This window comes from Vibrio chagasii (assembly GCA_041879415.1).
Classification (GTDB): domain Bacteria; phylum Pseudomonadota; class Gammaproteobacteria; order Enterobacterales; family Vibrionaceae; genus Vibrio.
Window position 1 is genome coordinate 1,297,778 of the sequence record CP090851.1, and the last position, 23,756, is coordinate 1,321,533.

At 44.8% G+C, this 23,756-nt stretch carries 21 protein-coding genes; 17 read left to right on the plus strand and 4 right to left on the minus strand.

From position 1 onward, the window contains the following. The first annotated feature begins 182 nt into the window (after positions 1–182). The 17 genes from L0991_05640 to L0991_05720 all read left to right on the plus strand — a co-directional run bounded on the left by L0991_05640 (position 183) and on the right by L0991_05720 (position 22,067). The gene (locus L0991_05640; protein XGB63552.1) at positions 183–1,175 is read left to right on the plus strand and encodes an ABC transporter substrate-binding protein; all 993 of its coding nucleotides are present in this window, start codon (positions 183–185) and stop codon (positions 1,173–1,175) included. A 155-nt stretch (positions 1,176–1,330) separates the two neighbouring features. Next, positions 1,331–2,230, plus strand: coding sequence for a proline/glycine betaine ABC transporter permease (locus L0991_05645; GenBank protein XGB63553.1), 900 nt, complete (start codon positions 1,331–1,333; stop codon positions 2,228–2,230). After that, positions 2,223–3,455 carry a glycine betaine/L-proline ABC transporter ATP-binding protein gene (locus tag L0991_05650; GenBank protein XGB63554.1) on the plus strand — a complete coding sequence of 411 codons (1,233 nt, stop codon included), beginning with the start codon at positions 2,223–2,225 and terminating at the stop codon, positions 3,453–3,455. Before L0991_05645 ends, L0991_05650 begins: the two co-directional genes overlap by 8 nt. A 373-nt stretch (positions 3,456–3,828) precedes the next feature. After that, positions 3,829–4,233: an Hpt domain-containing protein gene (locus L0991_05655; protein ID XGB63555.1), complete on the plus strand. Its 405-nt coding sequence runs from the start codon at positions 3,829–3,831 to the stop codon at positions 4,231–4,233. Positions 4,234–4,361: 128 nt separating this feature from the next. Continuing rightward, entirely contained in the window at positions 4,362–5,870 is a 1,509-nt protein-coding gene (locus L0991_05660) for a sigma 54-interacting transcriptional regulator (protein ID XGB63556.1), read from the plus strand. Then, complete coding sequence (locus tag L0991_05665) at positions 5,851–6,939, plus strand: glycosyltransferase family 4 protein (protein XGB63557.1); 1,089 nt, start codon at positions 5,851–5,853, stop codon at positions 6,937–6,939. The genes L0991_05660 and L0991_05665 overlap by 20 nt, the downstream gene beginning before the upstream one ends. 197 nt (positions 6,940–7,136) lie before the next feature. Continuing rightward, a complete protein-coding gene (locus tag L0991_05670; GenBank protein XGB63558.1) occupies positions 7,137–8,510 on the plus strand; it encodes an O-antigen ligase family protein in 1,374 nt (457 codons plus the stop codon). A gap of 93 nt (positions 8,511–8,603) precedes the next feature. Continuing rightward, positions 8,604–9,389, plus strand: a complete 786-nt coding sequence (locus L0991_05675) for an acyltransferase (GenBank protein ID XGB63559.1) — start codon at positions 8,604–8,606, stop codon at positions 9,387–9,389. After that, a complete protein-coding gene (locus L0991_05680) occupies positions 9,382–10,500 on the plus strand; it encodes a glycosyltransferase (protein ID XGB63560.1) in 1,119 nt (372 codons plus the stop codon). The genes L0991_05675 and L0991_05680 overlap by 8 nt, the downstream gene beginning before the upstream one ends. Next, entirely contained in the window at positions 10,497–11,921 is a 1,425-nt protein-coding gene (locus L0991_05685; protein XGB63561.1) for a chain-length determining protein, read from the plus strand. Before L0991_05680 ends, L0991_05685 begins: the two co-directional genes overlap by 4 nt. 289 nt (positions 11,922–12,210) lie before the next feature. Further along, positions 12,211–13,314: a glycosyltransferase gene (locus tag L0991_05690; GenBank protein XGB63562.1), complete on the plus strand. Its 1,104-nt coding sequence runs from the start codon at positions 12,211–12,213 to the stop codon at positions 13,312–13,314. Then, the gene (locus tag L0991_05695; protein ID XGB63563.1) at positions 13,311–14,498 is read left to right on the plus strand and encodes a glycosyltransferase family 2 protein; all 1,188 of its coding nucleotides are present in this window, start codon (positions 13,311–13,313) and stop codon (positions 14,496–14,498) included. Before L0991_05690 ends, L0991_05695 begins: the two co-directional genes overlap by 4 nt. Before the next feature lie 9 nt (positions 14,499–14,507). Then, positions 14,508–15,167 (plus strand): sugar transferase, encoded by a 660-nt coding sequence (locus tag L0991_05700; GenBank protein XGB63564.1) that lies wholly within the window; start codon positions 14,508–14,510, stop codon positions 15,165–15,167. Positions 15,168–15,344: 177 nt separating this feature from the next. Further along, positions 15,345–16,223, plus strand: a complete 879-nt coding sequence (locus L0991_05705) for a LysR family transcriptional regulator (protein XGB63565.1) — start codon at positions 15,345–15,347, stop codon at positions 16,221–16,223. Positions 16,224–16,322: 99 nt separating this feature from the next. Next, entirely contained in the window at positions 16,323–17,432 is a 1,110-nt protein-coding gene (locus tag L0991_05710; GenBank protein ID XGB63566.1) for an efflux RND transporter periplasmic adaptor subunit, read from the plus strand. Positions 17,433–17,441: 9 nt separating this feature from the next. Then, on the plus strand, positions 17,442–20,552 hold the full coding sequence (locus L0991_05715) for an efflux RND transporter permease subunit (GenBank protein XGB63856.1): 3,111 nt from the start codon (positions 17,442–17,444) through the stop codon (positions 20,550–20,552). A 12-nt stretch (positions 20,553–20,564) separates the two neighbouring features. Beyond that, positions 20,565–22,067 (plus strand): efflux transporter outer membrane subunit, encoded by a 1,503-nt coding sequence (locus tag L0991_05720; protein XGB63567.1) that lies wholly within the window; start codon positions 20,565–20,567, stop codon positions 22,065–22,067. Positions 22,068–22,167: 100 nt separating this feature from the next. Here the strand turns inward: L0991_05720 and L0991_05725 are convergent, their stop codons facing one another. The 4 genes from L0991_05725 to L0991_05740 form a co-directional block, all read right to left on the minus strand. Then, positions 22,168–22,383: a DUF6434 domain-containing protein gene (locus L0991_05725; protein XGB63568.1), complete on the minus strand. Its 216-nt coding sequence runs from the start codon at positions 22,381–22,383 to the stop codon at positions 22,168–22,170. Between the two features lie 57 nt (positions 22,384–22,440). Further along, entirely contained in the window at positions 22,441–22,773 is a 333-nt protein-coding gene (locus tag L0991_05730) for a YnfA family protein (protein ID XGB63569.1), read from the minus strand. Between the two features lie 61 nt (positions 22,774–22,834). Further along, the gene (locus L0991_05735; GenBank protein XGB63570.1) at positions 22,835–23,248 is read right to left on the minus strand and encodes a hypothetical protein; all 414 of its coding nucleotides are present in this window, start codon (positions 23,246–23,248) and stop codon (positions 22,835–22,837) included. A gap of 44 nt (positions 23,249–23,292) precedes the next feature. Further along, positions 23,293–23,715, minus strand: a complete 423-nt coding sequence (locus L0991_05740; protein ID XGB63571.1) for a hypothetical protein — start codon at positions 23,713–23,715, stop codon at positions 23,293–23,295. Between the last annotated feature and the right edge of the window lie 41 nt (positions 23,716–23,756).

Genomic DNA, 23,756 nt, shown 5'->3' on the forward strand with positions numbered 1-23,756 from the left:
TCAAGCAAACACACTTTATGCTTTGCGACCTTATCGGTTTATTGATTTTTCTATAAGCACTTCCCCCATCCCTCCTTCTGCTCAAATGGTTCAAACACGGAAAGGATCACCATCGAGCAATTTAGTTAGTCAATCGACCTTGATTAGCTTGGTTGTATTATTAAAGAGAAAGGAAACTCAATATGAAATACAAGTTAAGCTCCGTATTTTTGTTAGTTGCAGCAGCCAGTGGTCATGCTAACGCTGGAGAATGTGGCAGCGTAACAATCGCAGATATGAACTGGAACTCTGCAACCCTCATCGCCAACATCGACCAATTCATCCTTGAACACGGTTACGGGTGTGATGCCGAGCTCATCCCTGGTGATACCATGCCAACCGGCACATCCATGATAGAAAAAGGCCAGCCCGACGTTGCACCAGAATTATGGAGTAACAGCCTCAAAGACGCGCTTGATAAAGGTGTTGAAGAGAAACGACTTCGCTACGCAGGTAAAGCACTTGTAAACGGTGGTGAAGAAGGTTTTTGGGTTCCGTCTTACCTAGTTAAACAAAACCCAGAAATGGCGACAATCGAAGGTGTACGTAAGAACGCTGCGTTATTCAAACACCCTGAAGACCCAGATACATCCGCATTTTATAGCTGTCCTGCAGGTTGGAACTGTCAAATCAGTGCCGCAAACCTGTTTGAAGCACTCAACTTAGAAGACAGTGGTTTTACTATCGTTGACCCTGGCTCAAGTGCTGGTTTATCTGGCTCTATCGCGAAAGCTTACGAGCGTGAAGAAGCATGGTTCGGTTACTACTGGGCACCAACCGCAGTTCTTGGTAAATACGACATGGTTAAAGTCGACTTTGGTAGCGGCGTAGATAAGGAAGAGTTTATCAGCTGTACGACCCAAGAAGGCTGTGAATCACCGAAAGCAACCATGTACCCACCTTCTCCTGTCCATACAATTACCACTGAAAGTTTTGCATCGCGCGCACCGGAAGCGTACGACTACTTTACTAAGCGTGGTTTCACTAATGAAAAAATGAATGCCTTGCTCGCTTGGATGGAAGACAACCAAGCCGATGGTGAAGAAGCAAGCATACATTTCTTGAGTAAATTCCCAGAAGTATGGCACCCATGGGTTTCTGAAGAAGTCGCGAAGAAAGTTGAAGCTGAGCTTTAATAGCAAGACTTAGAGAGTAGTTATATTTCTCTATGGCTACGCTTCAATTCAATGGAAATAACGTCGCTATACTTGATGTTATTCGTAATTCGGAGCCTTGTTCACATGGCATCTCATTGTGTTGAACAAGTCGCTCCGAACTATAAGGATATAAAATGGCTGACAGCAATTGGTTATCGAGCTTCCCTGAAATGGAACGCTCTGATTTGCGAGCAATTAAAAAGACGCTAGACGGCGCATATCGTGAATTTTCCCGTGAATATGGCGAAATGATCGAATCATTATTTGACCCTCTTCTTTCCTTCTTAGTGTGGTTTGAAAAACTTCTCATCTCTACCCCGTGGCTCATCGTTCTCGGTGTTTGCACTGGTTTAGTTTACGCGGCGAGTCGCTCTTGGAAACTGGCGTTAGGCTGTGTCGCTTCTCTACTGCTCATCGGCTACTTTGGTATGTGGGAAGATACAATGCGGACACTCAGTATCATCACTGTTTGTACGCTGGTTTCTATTTTCTTGGGTATTCCTATTGGTATCGCCATGGCGCGTTCTAACCGCGCACAATCCATAGTGACGCCGTTGCTTGATATCATGCAAACCATGCCAGCATTCGTTTACCTAATCCCTGTCGTGATGTTACTTGGTATCGGTAAGATCCCTGGCCTAATTGCCGTAGTTATCTACGCAATTCCCCCGGTTATTCGTTTGACTAACTTAGGTATTCGCTTGGTCGATAAGGAAGTGCTAGAGGCAGCGACCGCTTTTGGTGCAAGCAAGAAACAGCGCTTATGGGGCGTACAGCTACCCCTTGCAATGCCAACTATCATGGCTGGTATCAACCAAACCATCATGATGGCGCTATCGATGGTAGTTATCGCGTCGATGATTGGTGTTAAGGGTTTAGGACAACCTGTTCTTAAATCGATTACCAATCAATACTTCACTCTAGGCTTAATGAATGGGTTTGCAATTGTCGCGCTCGCGATTCTATTTGACCGAGCTTCGCAAGCTTATGCACGTAGAACCAATGCGCACCTAGGAGGATTCAAACATGACTAAACCATTAATCGAAATTAGTGGGCTGTTCAAAGTGTTTGGACCTAAGCCTTTGTCTGTTATGGACCGCGTGAAAAAGGGTGAACACAAAGATGCGATCCTTGCAGACACAGGTCATACCGTCGGCTTGAAAGAGATAAATCTTCAGATCAATCGAGGCGAAATTTTTGTCATTATGGGGCTTTCGGGCTCTGGTAAATCAACACTCATCCGTCATTTCAACCGTTTGATCGATCCCACTCAAGGAAAGATCACGGTCGAAGGTATCGATGTAATGAGCTTGAATACCAAAGAGCTAGAAGAGTTTCGCCGCCACAAAATGTCTATGGTATTTCAACGCTTTGGTTTGATGCCACACCGTACCGTTGTTGAAAACGTTGCCTACGGTCTAGAAGTTCAAGGAATTAAGAAAGAGCAGCGATTGGCTAAAGCAACCGAATGGTTAGAAACGGTCGGTCTTAAGGGATATGGGAATCAATACCCTGCCCAACTGTCAGGTGGTCAGCAGCAACGTGTCGGTTTATCCCGAGCATTGTGTACTAACGCTGAAATCTTACTAATGGATGAAGCTTTCTCTGCACTCGACCCTCTTATCCGAAGTGAAATGCAAGATCAGTTGATTGAACTCCAAGAGAAGCTTCATAAAACGATAGTGTTCATCACTCACGATTTGGATGAGGCACTGCGTCTCGGTGACAGAATCGCGATCCTTAAAGATGGCGAGTTAGTACAGCAAGGCACACCACATGAGATTCTTCTCAATCCTGCTGATGACTATGTTGAAGCCTTCGTTAAAGATGTAAATCGCGCTCGAGCTCTTACTGTTGAAACAGTTATGCAACCTCCGTTGTATCGAATCACTTCAGAAACCATCGAGGGAGCGTTGGCGCAGATGAAAATGCTCAAGCATGATTACGCCTACCATGTAACCGACGACGGTTACCAAGGGCTTGTAACGAAAGAGAGCCTCGAAGATGCAGTAGAAGACTCTTCTGTTCATGATTTCAGTGACGAAATCTATGAGGAAGTACCCGCCGTACTACCTGATGCTGTGATCGAAGAAGTCTTGCCAGACACAATGTCTTGCGATTACTCACTGCCAGTCGTTGATGAAGACGGTAACCTCAAAGGCGAACTAGAGAGAAGTGCAGTCGCAGACATCTTCTCCGAGACTAGCGAGGAGGAAGTAGAACCTGCCCCAAAGCCAAAGATTGATAAGGCATCCTAACCTTCTTATTCTGGTTAAAAACCGCCTAATTTAATGCATATATGGCCACTGGTTGTGTAAAAACAGCAGTGGCCTTTTTTCTTTTCGTTAATGCCTTGCTAGCACGAAAGCTTCTATAGATTAATGTCGAATAACCGCCTCTCAAACCACATAGCCACCTAAGTGCATATTTCGTAAGACAAAACACCTGACAACAGTGCGTTAGCTTGGTCACAAAGCTGGCTATAAGCATATGTCTATAAGCACTATTTCCCTTCTTTATATGCCAACCAGTTGAAATTATTCTAAAAAATGACTAAAACTTAAGAGTGGATAAAGATATTGGCCTTCTCATATCGGGCTTGTTTTTAGTTCAATAAAAGGATTTTGATTGATGAACTCGACAATAGCGTCAGACACAAATACAGATGTAGGTCAGCAGGCCCATACAGAGCTTGTTGACGAAAGCGTGCTGGAGCAAATGATTCGAGACACCAGTGCAGACATCATTCCAATTTTAATCGACCACTACGTAGAAGAATCACAAACTAGATTGGTCGCGATTCAAGAAGCTGCAACAAGTAAAGATGCCCAAACCCTCGAATTTGAAGTACATACGCTCGGCAGCACCGCGCTCTCACTTGGCAACCGCCCTTTAGGTGAATTAGCGAGAGCATTAGAAAAGCAGTGTTTAGAACAAAATCACGAAGACGCGTTTTCAAAAGTTAGCGAGTTAATTAAATTGGCAGAACGTTCAATCGAGGCGTTGATCCAGAGAAAAAATGCTGGTTTTAACTAGCTTATCGACGTCACGTGTAACAGGTATAAGATTCAACGCAGCCTAGCCAGTGACCAATATTTAAATTGATGGTTAACTTTCACTATGCTATTGATTGATTAGGATAAAGTTTCAAAAGGAATAACACAATGCGCCCTAAAGTATTGTTAGTTGAAGACTCCACCTCCCTCGCCGTACTGTACAAACAGTACGTTAAAGACGAGCCATACGACATTTTCCATGTCGAAACAGGTTCGGAAGCGAAAACATTTATTGAAAGACACGCTCCTCAGCTTGTTATCCTTGATCTCAAATTACCCGATATGCCGGGAGAAGAAGTTCTAGACTGGATAACCGACAATGACATCCCTACCGCCGTCATCATCGCAACAGCTCATGGTTCTGTAAATATTGCTGTTGATTTAATTCAACGCGGCGCGGAAGACTTCTTAGAGAAACCAATTCAAGCTGACCGCCTAAAAACATCCGTTAACTTGCACCTGCGCAGAGCCAAACTCGAAAACCTTGTCGATGACATTCAAAGTAAGTTTGATCGTGATCGCTTCCATAACTTCATTGGCTCTTGTTTGCCAATGCAAGCCGTTTATAAAACCATTGATTCTGTCGCTCCCACTACAGCGAGCGTATTTATTAATGGCGAAAGTGGTACTGGTAAGGAAGTGTGTGCTGAAGCCATTCACCAAGAGAGCCAGCGCTGCAATAAACCATTTGTTGCTATTAACTGTGGAGCGATCCCACGTGATTTGATGGAAAGTGAAATCTTTGGTCATGTTAAAGGAGCCTTTACAGGCGCGACTACAGACCGTAAAGGTGCGGCGATGCAAGCCCATGGTGGTACACTGTTTCTCGATGAGCTTTGTGAAATGGAACTCGAGATGCAGAAGAAACTACTTCGATTCCTGCAAACGGGGACCTTTACCCCACTAGGTGGCAATAGAGAAATCAAAGTCGACGTTAGAATCATCTGTGCAACCAACCGCGACCCGCTTTTAGAGGTTGAAGAAGGACGATTCCGTGAAGACCTATATTATCGTGTACATGTTGTGCCTATTGAGATGCCGCCACTCAGAGAAAGAGGAAGTGACATTGTCACTCTGTCCAATCATTTTCTTAAGCTGTATGCGAAACAAGATAAGAAAAAATTCAAATCAATTGATAAAGAGACTCAAAGCTTACTAAAGCGTTACACATGGCCTGGTAACGTACGTCAATTGCAAAACATCATTAGAAATATCGTGGTGTTAAACAATGAAATCAGCGTGACTAAAGAGATGCTACCGGCACCAATCAATAAGGCCGACGTTGCCGCGCCTAAAAGTGTAACACCAATACGAAGCGTCCCGGTGGATTCGGTAACGCCTACTATTACTGAAACTAAGCTTCCACCGATTACGCCTGAAGAGCTAGAGCGTTCATCAGCTAGTGATGTTCAAGCTTCTCCAGCGACACCGGCCTTCACGACGAGTGATGGTGCTATTCGACCTATGTGGCAGATAGAACGAGAGGCAATACAACACGCTATAAACCATTGTGATGGCAATGTGTTAAACGCAGCGGTGCTATTGGAACTTAGCCCTTCTACTGTTTATCGTAAGAAACAGGCTTGGGAATCTGAAGATGAGTGCAATCAAGCCTAGTACTCCTAAACCAAATGAAGTTTGGCTGTTAATAGACAGCCAAACATTTGGTGGTATTGAAACCCATGTCATCGAGCTTGCACTCGGTTTACTTAAGTATCAGTGTGAAACCAGAGTGGTCCTGCTTACCAAGTTTGCCCCTCTCCCTCCTATCGTAACGCGACTAACTGAGCTAGATATTCCTTTTAGTCACCTTAGCGAATTAGCGTCTAATCAAACCAACGCACTTTCTCAGCTCAAACAAGCGATAGAGCACTATCATCCTTCCCATATCCACGCCCATGGATACAAGGCAAGCATAGTAAGTAAGTTTGTAAAACTGGTGAGTATAAGCCCTTCAAAGCCACGTCAAATATCGACGTATCACGCAGGAGAAACACCAAAAGGAAAAGTCTGGCTTTATGACCTTTTAGATAGGTATACGGGATTCCTGTCGAACCACTGTTTTGTTGTCAGCAACAAGATACAAGATAAGATTCCTTCAAAAACCACCCTACTTAATAATTTTATTGCGATACCTGATAGCTCCGCGACTTCTGAACATTTATATGACGTAGGCAACAGGGACAAAATGTATCACGTTGGTTTCGTCGGACGTTTAAGCCATGAGAAAGCGCCAGACAGATTTGTCAGCCTTGCTCGATCTCTGGCTAATCATCATTTTCATCTATTTGGCGATGGGCCGGAAAGGCAGGCACTCGAACAAACCAAGCCGGATAACTTAACCTTCCATGGTCATCAAACAAGTATGGACAATGCATGGAAAGCCATTGATGTTTTAGTCATACCATCTCGCTATGAAGGTTTACCTATGGCAGCACTAGAAGCCATGGCTCGCGGTATTCCAGTTATCGCGTCAAAGGTTGGTAATCTGCCACAACTCATCAACCACCAAGACAATGGCTATATTGCTCAGGACGAAACTGATCTACAAACTTGTTTGGTTGATTGGATTGCACTTTCTGATCAGAAAAAAGCAGGTATGGCCGAAAAAGCCAGAAATACCATCATCGAACAATACTCTCCACAAGCCGTTATCCCACAGATTCTTGCCTTCTACAGTGCATAGCATTGCCACACCATAGATTTAGTCCAAATAACAATGGCAAGCTCGTTTCCAATTTGATTCTCATTTTGACCCACCTCAACTCTACGTTTTAGAAAAATCTAAATTGAACATAAATACAATGACTTAGCGTGAGTTGATATGTGGCATTCACCTTGCTATCTCTTTAGTTCAATAATAAAAAACGCTAGGGATTTACAATGAGAGACCAAGTTAATCGAATACCGCTAATTTTAGGGCTCTCATTCCTAAGCCTTATTATTGGTGCTGCTTGGTATCTCGTTCCTCACCCGGTCGTGGTTATAGTGCTTGCTTTTATACCTTTGGGCGCTCTATTCGTTATTAACAAAGCGTTTTGGTTTGTTTTGCTGTTCGTTGTCTTTTCATTCTTCAGAATTCATGAAGCACTTCCCGTCCTCTATCCGATGAAAATTCCGTTGTTGCTCTCTATGGGCGCACTGTCCGCTTTGCTCTGGCACGCATTCGTGAGTAAAGAGCTAAAAATCTTCTGGCATCACTCTTTCAACTGGCTCGCAATATTTTGGATTCTTACCATCATTGGTATCGTGTTCGCGTCGAATAGGCCGATCGCATTGGCTGAGTTTAAAGGGATTTATTGGAAAATTATCGTTATGACACTCGCGATCATGTGGCTAGTGAATACCACCGAGGATCTTGCGAAAACGGCGATGACCATCATTTATGCAGGAGCATTGGTTAGCTGTATTGCAGTGTACAACTCGGCTAACGGAATTGGGCTCGTTGAGGGTTCTAGGGTAACAATCGGACGAGATTTTGGCTCCATGTTAGGTGATCCAAACGACCTGTCGTTAGTGCTCATGTTCCCGCTAGCATTTACGATAAGCCAAGCCAGCACACCTGGAATACCTTGGTTCAAACGAATAATCAGTGCCCTCGTTTGCCTACTATTACTCGCGGCCATAATTGCAACACAAAGTCGTGGTGGACTATTAGGATGTATCGCGGTTATCGGCATCTTTGCGTGGAAATTGGTGCGCTCAAAAGTGTTATTAATATCAGGCGGTGCGGTTGCTGGTGTTGTCCTTTACCTCGTCGCGGGTATTTCAGACAGATCCTCAGGCGGTGCGGCCGAAGAAGGTATCGATGAATCCGCAATGGGAAGAATCTATGCGTGGGAAGCTGCGTTTAAAATGGCGTTGGATAATCCTCTTACTGGTGTTGGCTTAAACAACTTCTTTTCAAACTACTTCTTTTACAGCTCTCATTGGGATGGCTTAAATCACGCTGTGCATAGCACATGGTTTGGCGTTCTGGCTGAAACTGGGTTTATTGGATTGATCATTTTTGTAGGGCTTATTGTCTCTCTGATCAAAACATCTCGTGCCACGTTAGCGCGACTTAAAGCTGCGGGCTCCAATGTCCCACCAGAACTGAATGCTGTGGCCTACGCGGTCTATGCAGGCCTGATCGGTACCATTGTATCCGGTACTTTTCTAACTCAAGGCTTCAACTGGCCGATTTACATCCTCGCAGCACTCACTGTTTGCGTTTCGAATGTATCCCAAACTGCTTGTCAAAATGAGAAAATCTAAAAGCTATTTTTTAACCAATTGAAATTATTGAACTTATTAACTGGCACACAATATGAAAGTACTTCTATATAACAACACAGAAGGAATCTCATTATGACGTCAGCATCTATCCATCAATTCAAACACTGGCTTAAGTTTCACCCTAATTCTCGAATTAGAAATGTGTTTTTCATTTTGAAAAATATCAGAAGCGCCGAGCTCCCTACTCCTCAAATCTTTAATCGCTGTCTGTACCAGACGCACAAGCTTGTTGTGAACGTCATTGGCGGTTTTACCCGCTTTTGTTATTGGACGCCAGCGTTCAAAGGCAGAGTCGCTCAGTGTGGTAAACGCCTTTATCTTTATGGTGGCCTTCCTTTTGTAAGCGGTCCGCTACAAATCTCAATTGGTGACGATTGCCGCATATCTGGGCACACCACTTTCTCTGGCTGTACCCAACCGCTTGAAGGTTTAGAGCACCCTCTACTCTCTATCGGCAACAACGTAGACATCGGTTGGCAGTCGACTATCGCGGTAGGAAAGCGAGTCATCATCTCAGACAACGTTCGTATCGCCGGTGGTGCATTTCTGTTCGGTTATTCAGGCCACCCACTTGATGCAACGCGAAGAGCACGAGGCGAAGGCGATGACCCGCAGCAGATCGGCGACATCATTCTTGAACAAGATGTATGGCTTGGGACTAATGTAACGGTTAAAGGCGGTGTGACAATAGGTGAAGGCGCAGTCGTTGCTGCAGGCAGTGTGGTAACGAAAGATATCCCTGCATTCTCTATTGCAGCGGGAAACCCGGCGAAAATCGTGGGACACATCAAATCAGTAGAAGTCACTGAATCTGACGTATTCGACTCACTAGAAACACACGGAGGTGACCATGCGTGATTTAATCGTCTTCGGTGAAGATTTTGGCGGCCTTCCGTCTTCAACACAACACCTCGTTCGTCATCTTGCAAAGCGACACAAAGTACTTTGGGTTAACTCTATTGGCCTAAGACAACCAAGACTGTCAATCAAAGATGCAACGCGAGCATTCAACAAGCTGTTTGGTAAAACCAAAGCGGTGACACAGAACATGCTCGACTCACAAGGTCACGACAATATCACGGTCGTTAATCTCAAAACGATTCCCGCACCAGCATCAGCGGCATCGAGAAAGATCGCACAACATATGATGCTACGTCAGTTAAAACCAATCATTGCTGACCTACAACTTAAAGCGCCGATTCTATGGACCTCATTACCAACGGCTGTCGATTTGTGTGGTCACTTAGGGGAGTCATCTGTCGTTTATTACTGTGGTGACGACTTTAGTGCATTGGCAGGTGTTGACCATAAAACCGTGGCTAAGCATGAGTCTGAGCTAATTGAAAAGTCAGACCTTATCTTTGCAGCCAGTCAAAAGCTGATGGCTAAATTTCCAGAGGGTAAAGCTCAGCTGTTGCCACACGGCGTCGATGTGAGCCTGTTTTCAACACCAGCTCCACGTGCGAAAGATTTGCCAAGTAGCCACCGCCCTATTGCTGGTTTCTATGGCAGCCTTTCTAAATGGCTTGATTACGACATGATCGAGAAAGTTGCGAAAGCCGTTCCTGAATGGGATTTCGTTTTCATCGGCCCGAACGAGCTAGATACGCTTATGTTGCCTAATTTGGATAACGTGCATTATCTTGGTCCTCGTCCTCATCATACGTTGCCAAGTTACTCGCAGCATTGGGATGTAAGCCTTCTACCGTTTGTTGATAACGAACAGATTCGTGCTTGCAGCCCACTTAAGTTGATGGAATACCTAGCGGCGGGTACGCCCATTGTCACAACACCTTTCCCTGCGCTTATTCCATATCAGGAACACGTGACCACAGTCGGTAGCGCAAACCAAATGATTTGGGCACTAGACCATGCTCGTGATTTAACAAACTCACCAATCTCTGTTGTTGAAAAAGACAGCTGGAAAAACCGCGGTAACTTCGTACATTGGATGTTGGAGCTATTATGAATAACCTTAAATTACGACTGTTGGGCTTGTTAAATGCGGCGTGGCGTCAACGTTACGTAATATTCGTGCCTATTCTGATATTACCTTTCGTTGGTTTTGGTGTGAGCAAACTTGCACCAACTAAATACGATTCGCATACCAGTATGTTGATTCAAGAAACCGCGAAAATGAACCCGTTCCTTGAGGACATTGCAGTCTCGACCATGCTTAAAGATCGTATGAGTGCTTTGAGAACTTTGCTTCACAGTCGTCATGTACTTTACTCCGTTGCGGAAGAGCTTGAATTAACGACTCCTGAGATGTCTAGTGTCGAGAAACAAGAGATTATCACCGACTTATCACAGCGATTGTCCGTCAATCAGTTGGGTAAAGACTTCATTAAAATCAGCCTTAGCTCAGATACCCCTATCGGTATGGAAGCGACTCTGACTTCCGTTAGTCAGCACTTTATCGAACAACTGCTAGCACCTGAACGCTCTTCGATACAAGACTCAAGTAGCTTTCTAAAAATCCACATTGATGAGCGAAGTGCGGCGTTGGCCGAAGCGGAAGAAGCGCTCGCAAGATACGTAAACGAGAATGTTCATTCAACGCCAGAAGTTCAGAGTCAAAGCTTGAACCGATTAGCTTCACTTAAACAAACATTGGCAGAGAAAGAAGCGGAGCTGTCCGGCGTTCAAAAAAGTCTTGGGTCTATCGATCAACAATTGTCTAAAACTAACCCTGTGATCGGCCGACTAGAAGACCAAATCATTGATACTCAAAGCGCACTAACCCTGCTAAAAGCCAAGTACACTAACAAACACAGTGCAGTACAAGCGAAGATGCTTGAGCTAGAAAGGTTAGAAAACGAAAGAAAGACACTACTTGCGCTTAAGCAACCCGGTTTAAACAGCGACCAGTTATGGGATATTGCGAGTAGCACAACAATGACTAAGCTGTCTGACACGCAACCTTTACTCGTGACTCAACTGCATAGTCTTCAGCTAGTTCGTGCACAATTCGAATCTCTTAAGGAAGAAACGAAAAGCCTTCGTACCATGATCTTCGAGCTAGAACACAAAGCGAATAACTTTGGTGATAACGCAAAAGAGATGTACCGACTTCAACGTGACGTAAAAATTAAGCGCCAACTGTACGATGAGTTGACTGAGCGATATGAGATGGCTCAGTTAACAGGTTCACTGGGTGTATTTGAAGAAAACAAGCGAGTGAAGATCATTGATTTACCTTACACACCAAGTATTAAATCCAACATGCCCACATTTCTGTTTGTTATTGCTGGTTTAGTCGCGGGTATTGGATTAGGTGTTGGTCTTGCGATACTTTTTGAGCTCTTTGACTCTTCTGTTAAACGAAAAAGTGAAATTGAAGACATCTTGAATGTCCCAGTTCTCACCGTCATTCCTAAAATGAATTAGACAACCAAATATCACGAAAACACCAACCTTTGTTGGTGTTTTTTTGTTTAGAACGGGGCAAAACGGATGTTGAGTTGCTCTTTATTTGCGACTTAGCTCTTTGATTTACTGTCGTGTTTTGATTCCCAATTTGAGAATGACAAACCCAAGCTTCCAGCAATGGCATAACCCATTGAAAAATATAGCTTAATAAATTGGCACAGCACGTGCAATAGAGTAACCGTAACAAGAAAAACAACGAACTAAAGCTAGGTGCAACATTAAAAGCGTTATCGCAGGGAGCGTCATCATGGCAAATCAACAAGTCGCTAGAACAGGTAAAAAAATAATACATGTCGTTCAACACCTCGCCCCTGGAGGCCTTGAAACACTAACTCTTGATCTACTTCGCTTGGCAAAACCAGTAGACCAAGTATTGATTGTGAGCCTTGAAGGAACTAAGAAAGAATCTATCGACAACTGGCCTAAGCTTCAACCTTATGAGAGTCAAATCGTATTTATGGACAAAGCGCCAGGTGTTCAAGTTAATATTATCTCTAAGCTGATAACTGCGTTTAAGGCGATTCGTCCAGACGTGGTTCACACTCATCACATCGGCCCACTTCTTTACGCAGGGTGTGCCGCTCGCGTTTCTGGTGTCCCTACTCGCATTCATACTGAGCATGACGCTTGGCATTTACAAAACAATAAACGTCGCCGCTTACAGGCACTTGCTTTAAAGGCAGCGAAGCCGACATTAGTGGCTGATGCAACTTGTGTTTACAAACAACTTCGTTCTGCTTTTACCTACAGCAATATCATTACCATTAAAAATGGCGTCGATTGCAACAAGTTCAAACCAACATCGAAAAGCGATGCAAGAACCCAATTAAACCTTCCGCTAGACAAAAAAATCATCGGGTGTGCAGGTCGATTGGAACACGTTAAAGGCCAAGACCAACTGATTAAAGCCCTAGCTCTTCTTCCAAAAAACATGGTCGTTGCCTTCGCTGGTGATGGCTCTAAACGAAAAGAACTTCAACAGCTTGCTAGCCGCCTTAACTTAACAGACCGCATTGTTTTTCTTGGCTTGGTGGAAGACATGACCACTTTTTACGGCGCGCTTGATACCTTTTGCTTACCTTCTCGTCATGAGGGGTTACCACTTTCGACACTAGAAGCTCAAGCATGCAACATCCCAACCGTTGCGATGGATGTTGGTGCCGTGGATGAAACATTGTGCCCTGTTAGCGGAACGCTAGTGAAAAGAGGAAGTATCACGGGCTTAGCTCATGCCTTACTAGAACATCAAGGTGAACGCTTTCTATCACCTCGCCCATACATTCTGAATAACTTCGACATAGTTAAGATGGTTGCTTCATACGATGACATTTCTGAAGGAGTATACGCATGATTGATTGGGTACTTGCAAGTTTATGTTTGTTCTCTGGAGCGCTTATTGTCTACCATCATGCAGCATATCCAATCCTGCTACGCTGGTACGCAAAGGGTCACCCGGCGCGCCAAGTTGAAGAGAGTCATCGCTGTTATAAAGATGAAAAACAAGATTGTACGCTACCAACTATCACGATTTTGGTGCCAGCATTCAACGAAGAACAATGGATCGCAGATAAAGTCCGCAACCTTGCTTCTCTGGACTATCCGAAAAAGAAGCTACGAGTGATTATCGCGTGTGATGGCTGTACAGATAACACCGTCGATATTGCTCAGATGACGATTCAAGAAGCTATGTGCAGCGACATACATGTGGAAATACACGACCACAAACAAAACCGAGGCAAAGTAGCGGTTATTAATGAAGAAGTGACAAACATTAAGAGTGACATTACCGCCCTTAGTGACGTTTCAGCCCTTATATCACTTGATGCGTTACTAATCGCAGCCGCTCACTTTGAAAGTGACAAGGTTGGCGTGGTGAATGCCACTTACCAGCTTTGTCCATCAGGTAACGAAGGTGAAAACACCTATTGGCAATACCAAACAGCAGTGAAAGAGTCAGAGGCGTCGTTAGGCTCAAGCCTTGGTTCGCACGGTGCATTTTATCTGTTTAGAACGCACTTATTCGAGATGTTGCCTGCCAATACCATCAACGACGACTTCATTCTTCCAATGCAAATCGTTAAACAAGGCTACATCGCTGAATATGAAACGCAAATGGTAGCGCTAGAGCTTGAAGAATCGAACCTAGATACTGACTTCAAACGTCGCTTACGTATCTCAGCTGGCAATATGCAGCAAGCGATACGACTGTTCGGCTTGTTCAGCCCTAAGTTCAAAGGCATCGCTTTTGCTTTCTTTTCAGGAAAAGGGCTACGCCTACTGACTCCCTATTTAATGATCATGTGCTTAGTGTGTTCAGCTCTCCTAAATCATTATTTAGTGTTTGAAGCACTACTGTGGGCACAGATTGCGGTATACACCATTGGCTTACTTGGCTGCATATTACCAAAGCGCCTAGTCAACAAACCTATTTCATTAATCTCTTACTTAGTCGTTGGTCATTACGCCAACTTCATCGGTGGCTTACGCTACCTACTTGGATTAGAAAACTCACCTTGGACTCGAGCAAATCGTTAAGGATTGACCATGATGAATATTGACCAACTATCAAATCAAAACCTATACCAAAACAAAATCTCTCGTGCGAAGCGTACCTTCGATTTTGTAAGCTCATTGGTTGCACTTATTATCTTGTCACCAGTGTTCCCTATCATTGCCCTAGCGATTGTTCTCACTTCTCGTGGTCCAGTATTTTATCGTCAGCTTCGTGTCGGTAAATCAACACCAGAGAAAATGGAAATCTTTGAGATCATGAAATTTCGAAGCATGTATGAAGATGCCGAGTCTCGCTCTGGTGCGGTTTGGGCTACACAAAACGACCCAAGAATTACACCTGTAGGTCGCTTTTTAAGAAAAACTCGACTTGATGAAATCCCTCAGTTATTCAATGTACTAAAAGGTGAAATGTCTCTAATTGGTCCACGCCCGGAACGCCCTACCTTCTACACTAAGTTAGAAAACGAAATTCCATACTTTGCAGACCGTACTTATGGCGTTATGCCTGGTATCACAGGGCTAGCACAAGTTAACCAAGGCTATGACACTTGTATTGAAGACGTGCGCCGTAAAGTTGGATTCGACCACAGTTACGCATTAAGCCTATGCTCGGTTAAATCTTGGATTGCGACTGACCTAAGCATTATCACTAAAACGATCGTTGTGATGGTTGATGGCCGAGGTCGCTAAAAAGTCGACTTTGCATTCATTTATCAGATTCGGTCACAGATAGTTCTGCACTTTTTGATTTACGTCCTATTAAAACCAATGAGTAATTAATTACTCATTGGTTTTTTCGATTTTATATACCATTTGATATACGATGCCGCGTAAACATTCCCACTTTATATTCGATGCCGCTTTGCTATGAAAATTGAAGATCTTAAATTATTTACGACCGTCGTTGAGCTTGGAAGCTTTACCGCCGCCGCGAACGCACTGGATCTTCCGCGAGCAAATGTCAGTCGCCGAATCAATGATTTAGAGAAATCACTCAATATACAGTTATTCTTCCGTACAACGCGCAGCCTATCGGTTACTAAGTCTGGCGAGTTGTATTACAACGAGCTGTTGAAAGCATTGAGTGCTTTGGAAAAAGCCAATCATGTGGCGTCAAACTTATTAGAAGTGCCTCACGGGCGAGTCAAGATCGGTTTGCTTCCAGAGACCGGTGATATCGTCCAAGCCACTCTATTTAAGTTCCAAGATCTCTACCCGGAAATCGAGCTCGATATTCGCAGCATCAGTAACGGTTTTATCGACATGTATCGACAAGGGTTAGACCTTGCAATGCATGGCGGTCGTTTAAGCGACTCAAATGTAGTTGCACGTAAGGTAATGGATCTACAGCGTATATTCGTTGCTAGCCCAGAATACATCGCTAAAACCGGTAGACCTGCCACTCTTGAGGAATTAGCGAAATTTCCGTTTGTCTGTTTTCGTTGGCCAAGTGGTGACATCGATAAAGAGTGGGAAATATCCAATCAAGTCGTCAAAGTAGAGCCATCTATTGTTAGTGACAGTATTGGTTTTGTGAAAGGCGCGTCGGCGCGACACCGTGGTATTGCGTTATTGCCACAACTCATGGTGAGGCAAGAGCTCAAAGAAGGCACGTTGGTTAACCTCTTCCCTAACGAGACGTTGCAAAAAGAAGAAGCTTGGCTGCTTTACCCACAACGAAAAGCGTTGAGCCATGCGAGTCAATTATTGATTGATTTCTTGTTACAAGAACTACCAAAACTATAGTAATTGTCTCAATTTCCGTGACAGTGTTATACCATTAGCACTGATTATCTCTTCGTTTCATCTCGATAGAATTGCTCCATTAATATTTAGGAGCAATTCATGATGTCCATCTATCGCTACTCTCTACTCGCTGCCAGCCTTGTATCTCTTATTGGTTGCAACCAAGCGTCTGTTACCTCATCACATGCTGATTCAGCAAAAGCAAAGCAGGAACGCCCTATTCAAGTCATCCAACTTGAATCTGCATCTCAACAATCGAGTAAGACCTTCACAGGTAAGCTTCAATCAGTAGAAACCGCAGGCGTGGCATTTCGTGTTCCCGGCACCATACAAGAATTGCTTGTTAAAACGGGCGATCGCGTGCAAAAAGGTCAACCTATCGCGCAACTCGATCCACACGATTATCAAGTCGCGTTAGAAGAGCTGCAAGCTCGCGCTTTAGAAGCGAAATCTGCACATAAGTTGGCAAAAGCTGAATTAGCTCGCGTGAAACAAGCGATTGCTGATGATGCCATTGCCAACGTAAACCTAGACCGTGCAATCAGCGGTTATGAACGCAGTGAAGCCGCAGTTAAGGTGGTAGAACAAAACATTCGTCGAGCGAAAGATTCGGTGCGCTACACCCGCTTGTTAGCGCCTTTCGATGGTGTGATTGCTTCATCGAACTTCGATCAATATGAACAAGTGCTGCCGGGTGTAGCTGTGTTTACTATTCATAAGCCAGAACAGCTTGAAGTGACCATCGATGTACCAGAAAACTTGATTCACCAATTCGAAGCTGAGCAACAAGCAACCATTAGTTGGTATCACGCAAAAAAGTCTATTACTGGTCATGCGACTGAAATCTCGACGCTCCCTCACCCAATAAAACAGACCTATTCTGTGACCTATCGTTTGGATGATTTGACCAGTGCAGACACTCGAAATCTATTACCTGGCAAAGCAGTGACGCTCACCACTGAATTAGGTGAAAGTAGCAACAACTTCTGCCTACCTTACTCATCGATTGTTAATCAGTCTGGCAATGAGCAAGTGTTTGTTATCAAGGGCTCACAAGCTGAATCCGTGCCTATCAACATCACCTCTGTGAGAGAAAACAGCGCCTGTGTCGATTCAACGTTGAATGATGGTGACTTTGTTGTCGTGAGCGGCGCTCAATACATCAAGGAAGGCCAGCATTTCTCATCCATCCAAGTTAAAGGACTGTAGGTGAACACTATGAACTTAGCTGACTTTGCCATAAAGCAACGAACCTTTGTCTTGTTCTTCACCGCGTTAAGCGTGATTGCTGGGCTCTATTCCTATTTTGACCTAGGAAAACTCGAAGACCCAAGCTTCACAGTAAAAACGGCTGTCGTCGTCACTCTCTACCCTGGTGCTTCGGCTGAAGAAGTAGAGCAACAAGTCACGGATACGGTTGAAACCAAACTTCAAGAAATGGCGACTTTAAACCGACTACGATCGCTTTCTCGTCCAGGGATGTCGATGGTGTTTGTCGATTTGAAAGAGTCGTTAAACTCAAAAGAACTTCCACAGGAATGGGATCTACTTCGTCGTAAAGTATCAGACATGAAAATGCTGCTACCGAGTACGGCGCAAATCAGCATCGTACAAGATGAGTTCTCTGAAGTGTACGGGATGCTTTTCTCAGTTTACGGTAAAGACGCGACTCCATCAGAGCTTCGTAGTTATGCGGAAGAGTTACAACGTCGCATTAAAACCGTCGATGGGATTAAGAAAGTAGAATTGCATGGTGTCCAACCGCGCGTTGTTCATATCGATATCCCTGATGAACGTTTGGCGCAGTACGGCTTATCTATGGCGCAGGTATGGAGCCAGTTAAACACGCAGAACACCACGTTTGACGCAGGTAAGTTCTCTGCGGGTAGCGAACGAATTCGTGTTCAGCAATCAAGCCAATTCACTTCTTTAGCGGACATCAAAAACCTGATGATCAAAGGTGGTGTAAGTGATTTAGGTACTGGTCTTATACGTCTGGGCGATATTGCTGATGTGACCATGGGCTATCAAGAGCCGATGATGACAGAAAATCGCTACAACGGCGTACCAGCCGTGACGCTTGCGATGAGCCCGGTGTCTGGTGTGAACGTCGTATCTCTAGGCGATGACATCAATCGAATCGTCAATGAGTTCCAAGCATCGCTGCCTCTAGGTGTAGAGGTCGCAACCGTTGCCAACCAGCCTGAAGAAGTTCAAAAGTCGATAGATAACTTCGTAAGCAACCTGCTTGAGAGTGTTGCGATTGTATTTGTCGTACTATCCGTTTTCATGGGCTTAAAGAGTGCAACCATTGTTGGCTCTAGCCTACTACTTACGATTCTGCTGACGCTCATCTATATGAACATCGCAGATATCGATTTACACCGTGTGTCTCTTGGTACCTTTATCCTTGCCCTAGGTATGTTGGTTGATAATGCAATTGTGATTACCGACATGATGATCGTGAAGATCAACAAAGGTATCGACCGAACGGTTGCAGCTATCGACTCAGTAAAAGAGACGGCAACACCACTGTTTGGCGCTACCGTGATTGCGATTATGGGTGCAAGCCCGGTTATCTTCTCCCAGACAGATGCCGCTGAATTTGCGAGCTCAGTATTCTTAATCATCGCCTCTTCACTACTGCTGTCATGGTTTGTGGCAATGACGTTCACCGCGTTAATGTGCTGGATGTTCATTAAGCCAACTGTGCAAAAAACGGATACAAAAGTCAGCTTGTACCGAAAGAGCGTGAACTGGACAGTCGATAATCCAATTAAAGCCCTGTCAGCACTGATACCTTTGATTCTGGTTACCGCGCTAGCGATTCCAAGCATTGCGATTAACTTCATCCCACAAGCAGATCGTCCAATCTTGTTCCTTGATTACTGGCTACCGAATGGCGCAAAGATCGAACAAACGTCACAAGACATGGAGCGTATTGAAGCTTGGTTATTAGAACAACCAGAAGTGACGAGCATCTCTACCTATGTTGGCGCTGGTGCACCGCGATTCTCAGTAACGATCGAGCCTGAGCCGTTCGACCCTGCGTATGGTCAGATCTTGATTAACGCGACCGATTATCCATCACTCAGTACCTTAATCGCTCGTGGTGACAAATGGCTTGCCAAAGAGTTTCCAAACGCAAACCCAAGGTTTAGAGGTTTGAAGCTTGCGACATCAGATAAATTCAGCGTAGAAGCTCGCTTCTCTGGCCCTGACGTGGCTGTGCTGCATGACCTATCTAACAAAGCCAAAGCGATTTTTGAAGCGCACCCTGATACCAAATATGTGCGTGACGACTGGCGACAAAAGAGCAAAGTGCTTCAACCGATCATCAACCAAGACAAGGTTCGCCAAGCAGGTATCAACCGCGCCGACATCGCATTCGCAATGAAGCGTGCTTCTGAAGGCATGCCACTAGGACGCATGAACCTCAACGATGAACTCATTACGATTCAACTAAGAGGTACAGATCGCAGCCTTCAATCACTAGAAACATTGCCGGTTCGCTCGCTATTGGGCTTACATAGCGTACCTCTCGGCCAAGTGGTGGACGGGTTTGAACTAACAAGCGAAGAGACCATGATTTGGCGTCGTGATCGTGTCAAAACCATTACCGCACAAGCAGGTGTGGGCCGCTACACCACTCCGGCTGCAGTAAGAAATGCCGTCATTGACGATATTGAAGCTATCGAACTTCCGCCAGGTTACAGCCTTGAATGGGGTGGTGAATACTACGACGAGCATAAAGCAGTAAGTGACATCCTCAAACAACTACCAAAAGCGATGTTGTTGATGGTGATCATTCTAGTCGCGATGTTTAACGGCTTTAAGCAACCAGTGATTATCTTCACCACATTGCCGCTTGCAGCAACGGGGGCGACATTCAGCTTGTTGTTATTGGATAAACCTTTCGGCTTCATGGCTTTGATTGGTGCAGTCACCCTAACAGGTATGATCATCAAAAACGGTATTGTACTGATGGATCAAATTGAACTGGAACGCACCAATGGTCGTACGCTGTCGGATGCTATTAAAGAAGCAACCGTGAACCGTACCATGGCGATCTCGATGGGCGCACTAACAACGGCTCTTGGTATGATCCCGCTACTAACGGACCTCCTATTCGACCAGATGGCAGCAACGATTATTGGTGGTTTGGCGGCAGCAACCGTGTTGTCTCTGTTCGTGATGCCCGCGCTATACAAACTATTCTATCGTGCCGAAGAAACCGTGAGTATTTCAGATGCGATAAAGGATGCTGTTGTTGTGCTTGACGCGACGCCGAGCAATACAGATAACCAACAAACTAACGTCACTCAATAAGGAGCAGTAAACATGTATCGATTACCTAAGTTTAAAGTGGCTCCTATTGCCCTAGCCTTGTTACTTACCGGTTGCGCGGTTGGCCCAGATTACGAGGAGCCACAAACCACAATGGCAGAAACCTTCCTGTACAGCCAAGACAGTGAAAGCCACAGTGAGACGAATCAACAGCAGAACCATTGGTGGACTCAGTTCAATGATCCGACACTCAATCAGTTAGTGGCTGATGTGCAAAGCCAAAACATACCACTCAAACTCGCTGCTGAACGAATCAATATGGCCAACTCCTATAAGAGTGTTGTTGAATCTTTTAAAGTACCGACACTAAATGTCGGTGGTGGTTACTACAACTACCAACTGAGTGAGAATGACTCCCTACTCGGCCCAGTATTTGGTGCATCAGATGCGGTTGAATCAGCAACCGGTATGTCATTGCTGGAGGCACAACACGATGGCGGTTTTCTTGGCGCGAGCATCGCGTGGGAAATGGACCTGTTTGGACGCATCGACAGACAAGCAAACGCAGCTTCGATTCGTGTCGAACAAGCCGAAATCTTCCAATCAGGGTTAAATACCTTGATCACCGCAGACGTGATCCACAACTACCTTCAATACCGTGGCGCACAAGAACGCAAAGCAATTGCAATGGAGAACATACAAGACCAACAACGCACACTTGAGTTAGTAACTAAAGTGGTTCGAAGTGGCTATGGCTCTGAGTTAGATCTGGCACAGGCCAAAGCAATGCTAGCAGCAACGGAAGCTATTGTTCCTCAGCTAGAAATTGCAGAACAAGTTCACAAGCAGCGTATGGCGGTGTTACTAGGCGAGTCACTTTCGAACGTTAATCAGCGTTTAGCGGGTGACTATACTCTTCCAAGAATGAAAGATGTTATCCCAACAGGCATCCCTTCAGATTTATTGGAACAGCGCCCAGACATTCGCATCGCAGAACGTGAAATGGCCGCTATCAACGAAGAACTTGGTGCAAGTATTGCCAATCGTTATCCAAAGTTCTTCTTAACAGGTACGCCTGGCGTTACCGCTGGAAGTTTTGACGACTTGTTCAGCAGCGATTCATTCGGTTGGGCTGCGTCAGCGGGCATTAGTTGGAATGTGTTTGATGGTGGCCGCGGTGAAGCCATGGTCGAGATGAATGAATCGAGATTCCGCTCAGCTGCACTTAATTACCAACATTCGGTAGATAGCGCATTCGCTGAGGTAGATTCAAGCTTGTTCGCATACGGTCGAAGCCAAGAGAATCAAAAGCGCATTGATGAAGCCACCCTTGCCGTTGATAACGCCGTCAGCAAGGCAAAATCCTTGTACAAGGCTGGCCTTGTTGACTACTTGTCTGTGTTAGATGCACAAAGACAACAAAAGATGATGCAAGACCGCCAAGTGGCCGCCAAGCTGCAAACCGCGAACACGACTATCGCTGTATACAAAGCACTCGGTGGTGATTGGAAAGTCTCTAACAATACAGAAAGTGTCGAGTTAGCTGCTGTGAACTAAAAGACCGTCACGCAATTCACCGAAGCAATAAGCAATAAGCAATAAGCAAAAAAATACCGCTGAATCAATCAGCGGTATTTTTCTATTCATACAAACGTGACTACTTAGCTTGGTTGCGCTTCGCCCACTCTTGTACGGCATCACCCATCGTTAATCCTGTTGAGCTTTTCATCCAAAGCATGAAATCACGATCAAACTTGAACTGCTCACCAAATTGGGATTTAAAGTATCGACGGACATTCTGAGTCGTTTTATAGCTATCTGTGATTAACGTATTCTCATCTATCTGATTTTTGTGCCAATCAACCTTTGTCATGTACTCTAATTCCTCCTTGAAAATAAGCGATTCAAATTACGCCAGAACAGCGTCTAATTACACGTTTCTTGGTGCGAACATAATAATCGCCATGCCAAGCAGCGCCACCGAACCACCAACTAAATCCCAGGTTGTTGGCTTCTCACCATCAACAAGCCACAACCATACCAGCGCGACTGAGATGTACACACCACCGTAAGCCGCATAAACACGCCCTGTTGCTGTAGGGTGCAGAGTCAGCAACCAAGCAAATGCTGCAAGGCTTATTGCTGCCGGGATCAGTAACCAGACACTCTTGTCTTCCCTTAGCCAAAGGTAAGGTAAATAACACCCTACTATTTCCGCTATCGCCGTAAGTACAAATAGACCTACCGTTTTAAATTCAATCACAACTTACCTTTACCCACTAAAACCAACCCAGTTCATTCACTCAATTAACCACTTCTCTCCGCTAATTGCTTTTACCCAAGGCAGCCTTCAAACCTTGTGCGTCTTTACAACCAATATAAATGTGTTTTCCACCGCTTAAGCTTAGCTTTATTGCTGAGCCTGTCGATGCGTTATACAACCAACCATCGCTCAACATTCGGATACCAATACCTTGATACCACTTAGTTTGGTAAAACGATGTGTCGACGATATCAGATACCTTTACAACCTTTCGCCAAAAACCAAAGCCGAAATACCAAGTTAGCGTGTCGCCTTTAAGCTCAATCGTCATGGAGAAAAAAAGAATCGCAATTAAAGCGTTTATCGACAGGGCAAAGAAGGCTCCGAGGCCGTCGTCAGATGTAAATACAATAAACACGCTAAGCATAATGAGGATCAGTAGCAACCCTTTGTTGAGCTCCTTGCTATAAAACATACTTCAAACTCCTTTTGCTAGAGGTGTTGGTAAGCTACGTAACCTTATCTAAAGGCCAGCCTTCTAACCATTCGAGTCACAAAATGTGCGCAGACTCCAACAGCGATGCCAATGATCATTGCCTTGATGCTACCCAGCCAAAGTATCAAACCAGAGTACCCTTGTGCTGGCCCTAAACCGTCGTTTCTGGTCACATCGGTGAACATGAACCCATTCCACCAAACATGTAACAATACCGTAGATAAATGCATACAAATGGCAATAGTTCCAAACAACGCATGCCTATCAAGAGCGCCATCTCGGCAAAATGAGAAAACGAGTAAAAAGGTAAAAATTAAAGGCGCAGACAGCACCAAAGAGACAGTGAACGCTTCTGACCCACTCTCGCTTCCATAACTATAAGTGCTAAACACCATGGCCATTGAGAGCAAAAGCGGCACAAGTGCAGTCCATGTTAATCTGTTCATTTCAGTTCCCTGTCTTAGTAATTAGCTTGAAGAAAAATTCG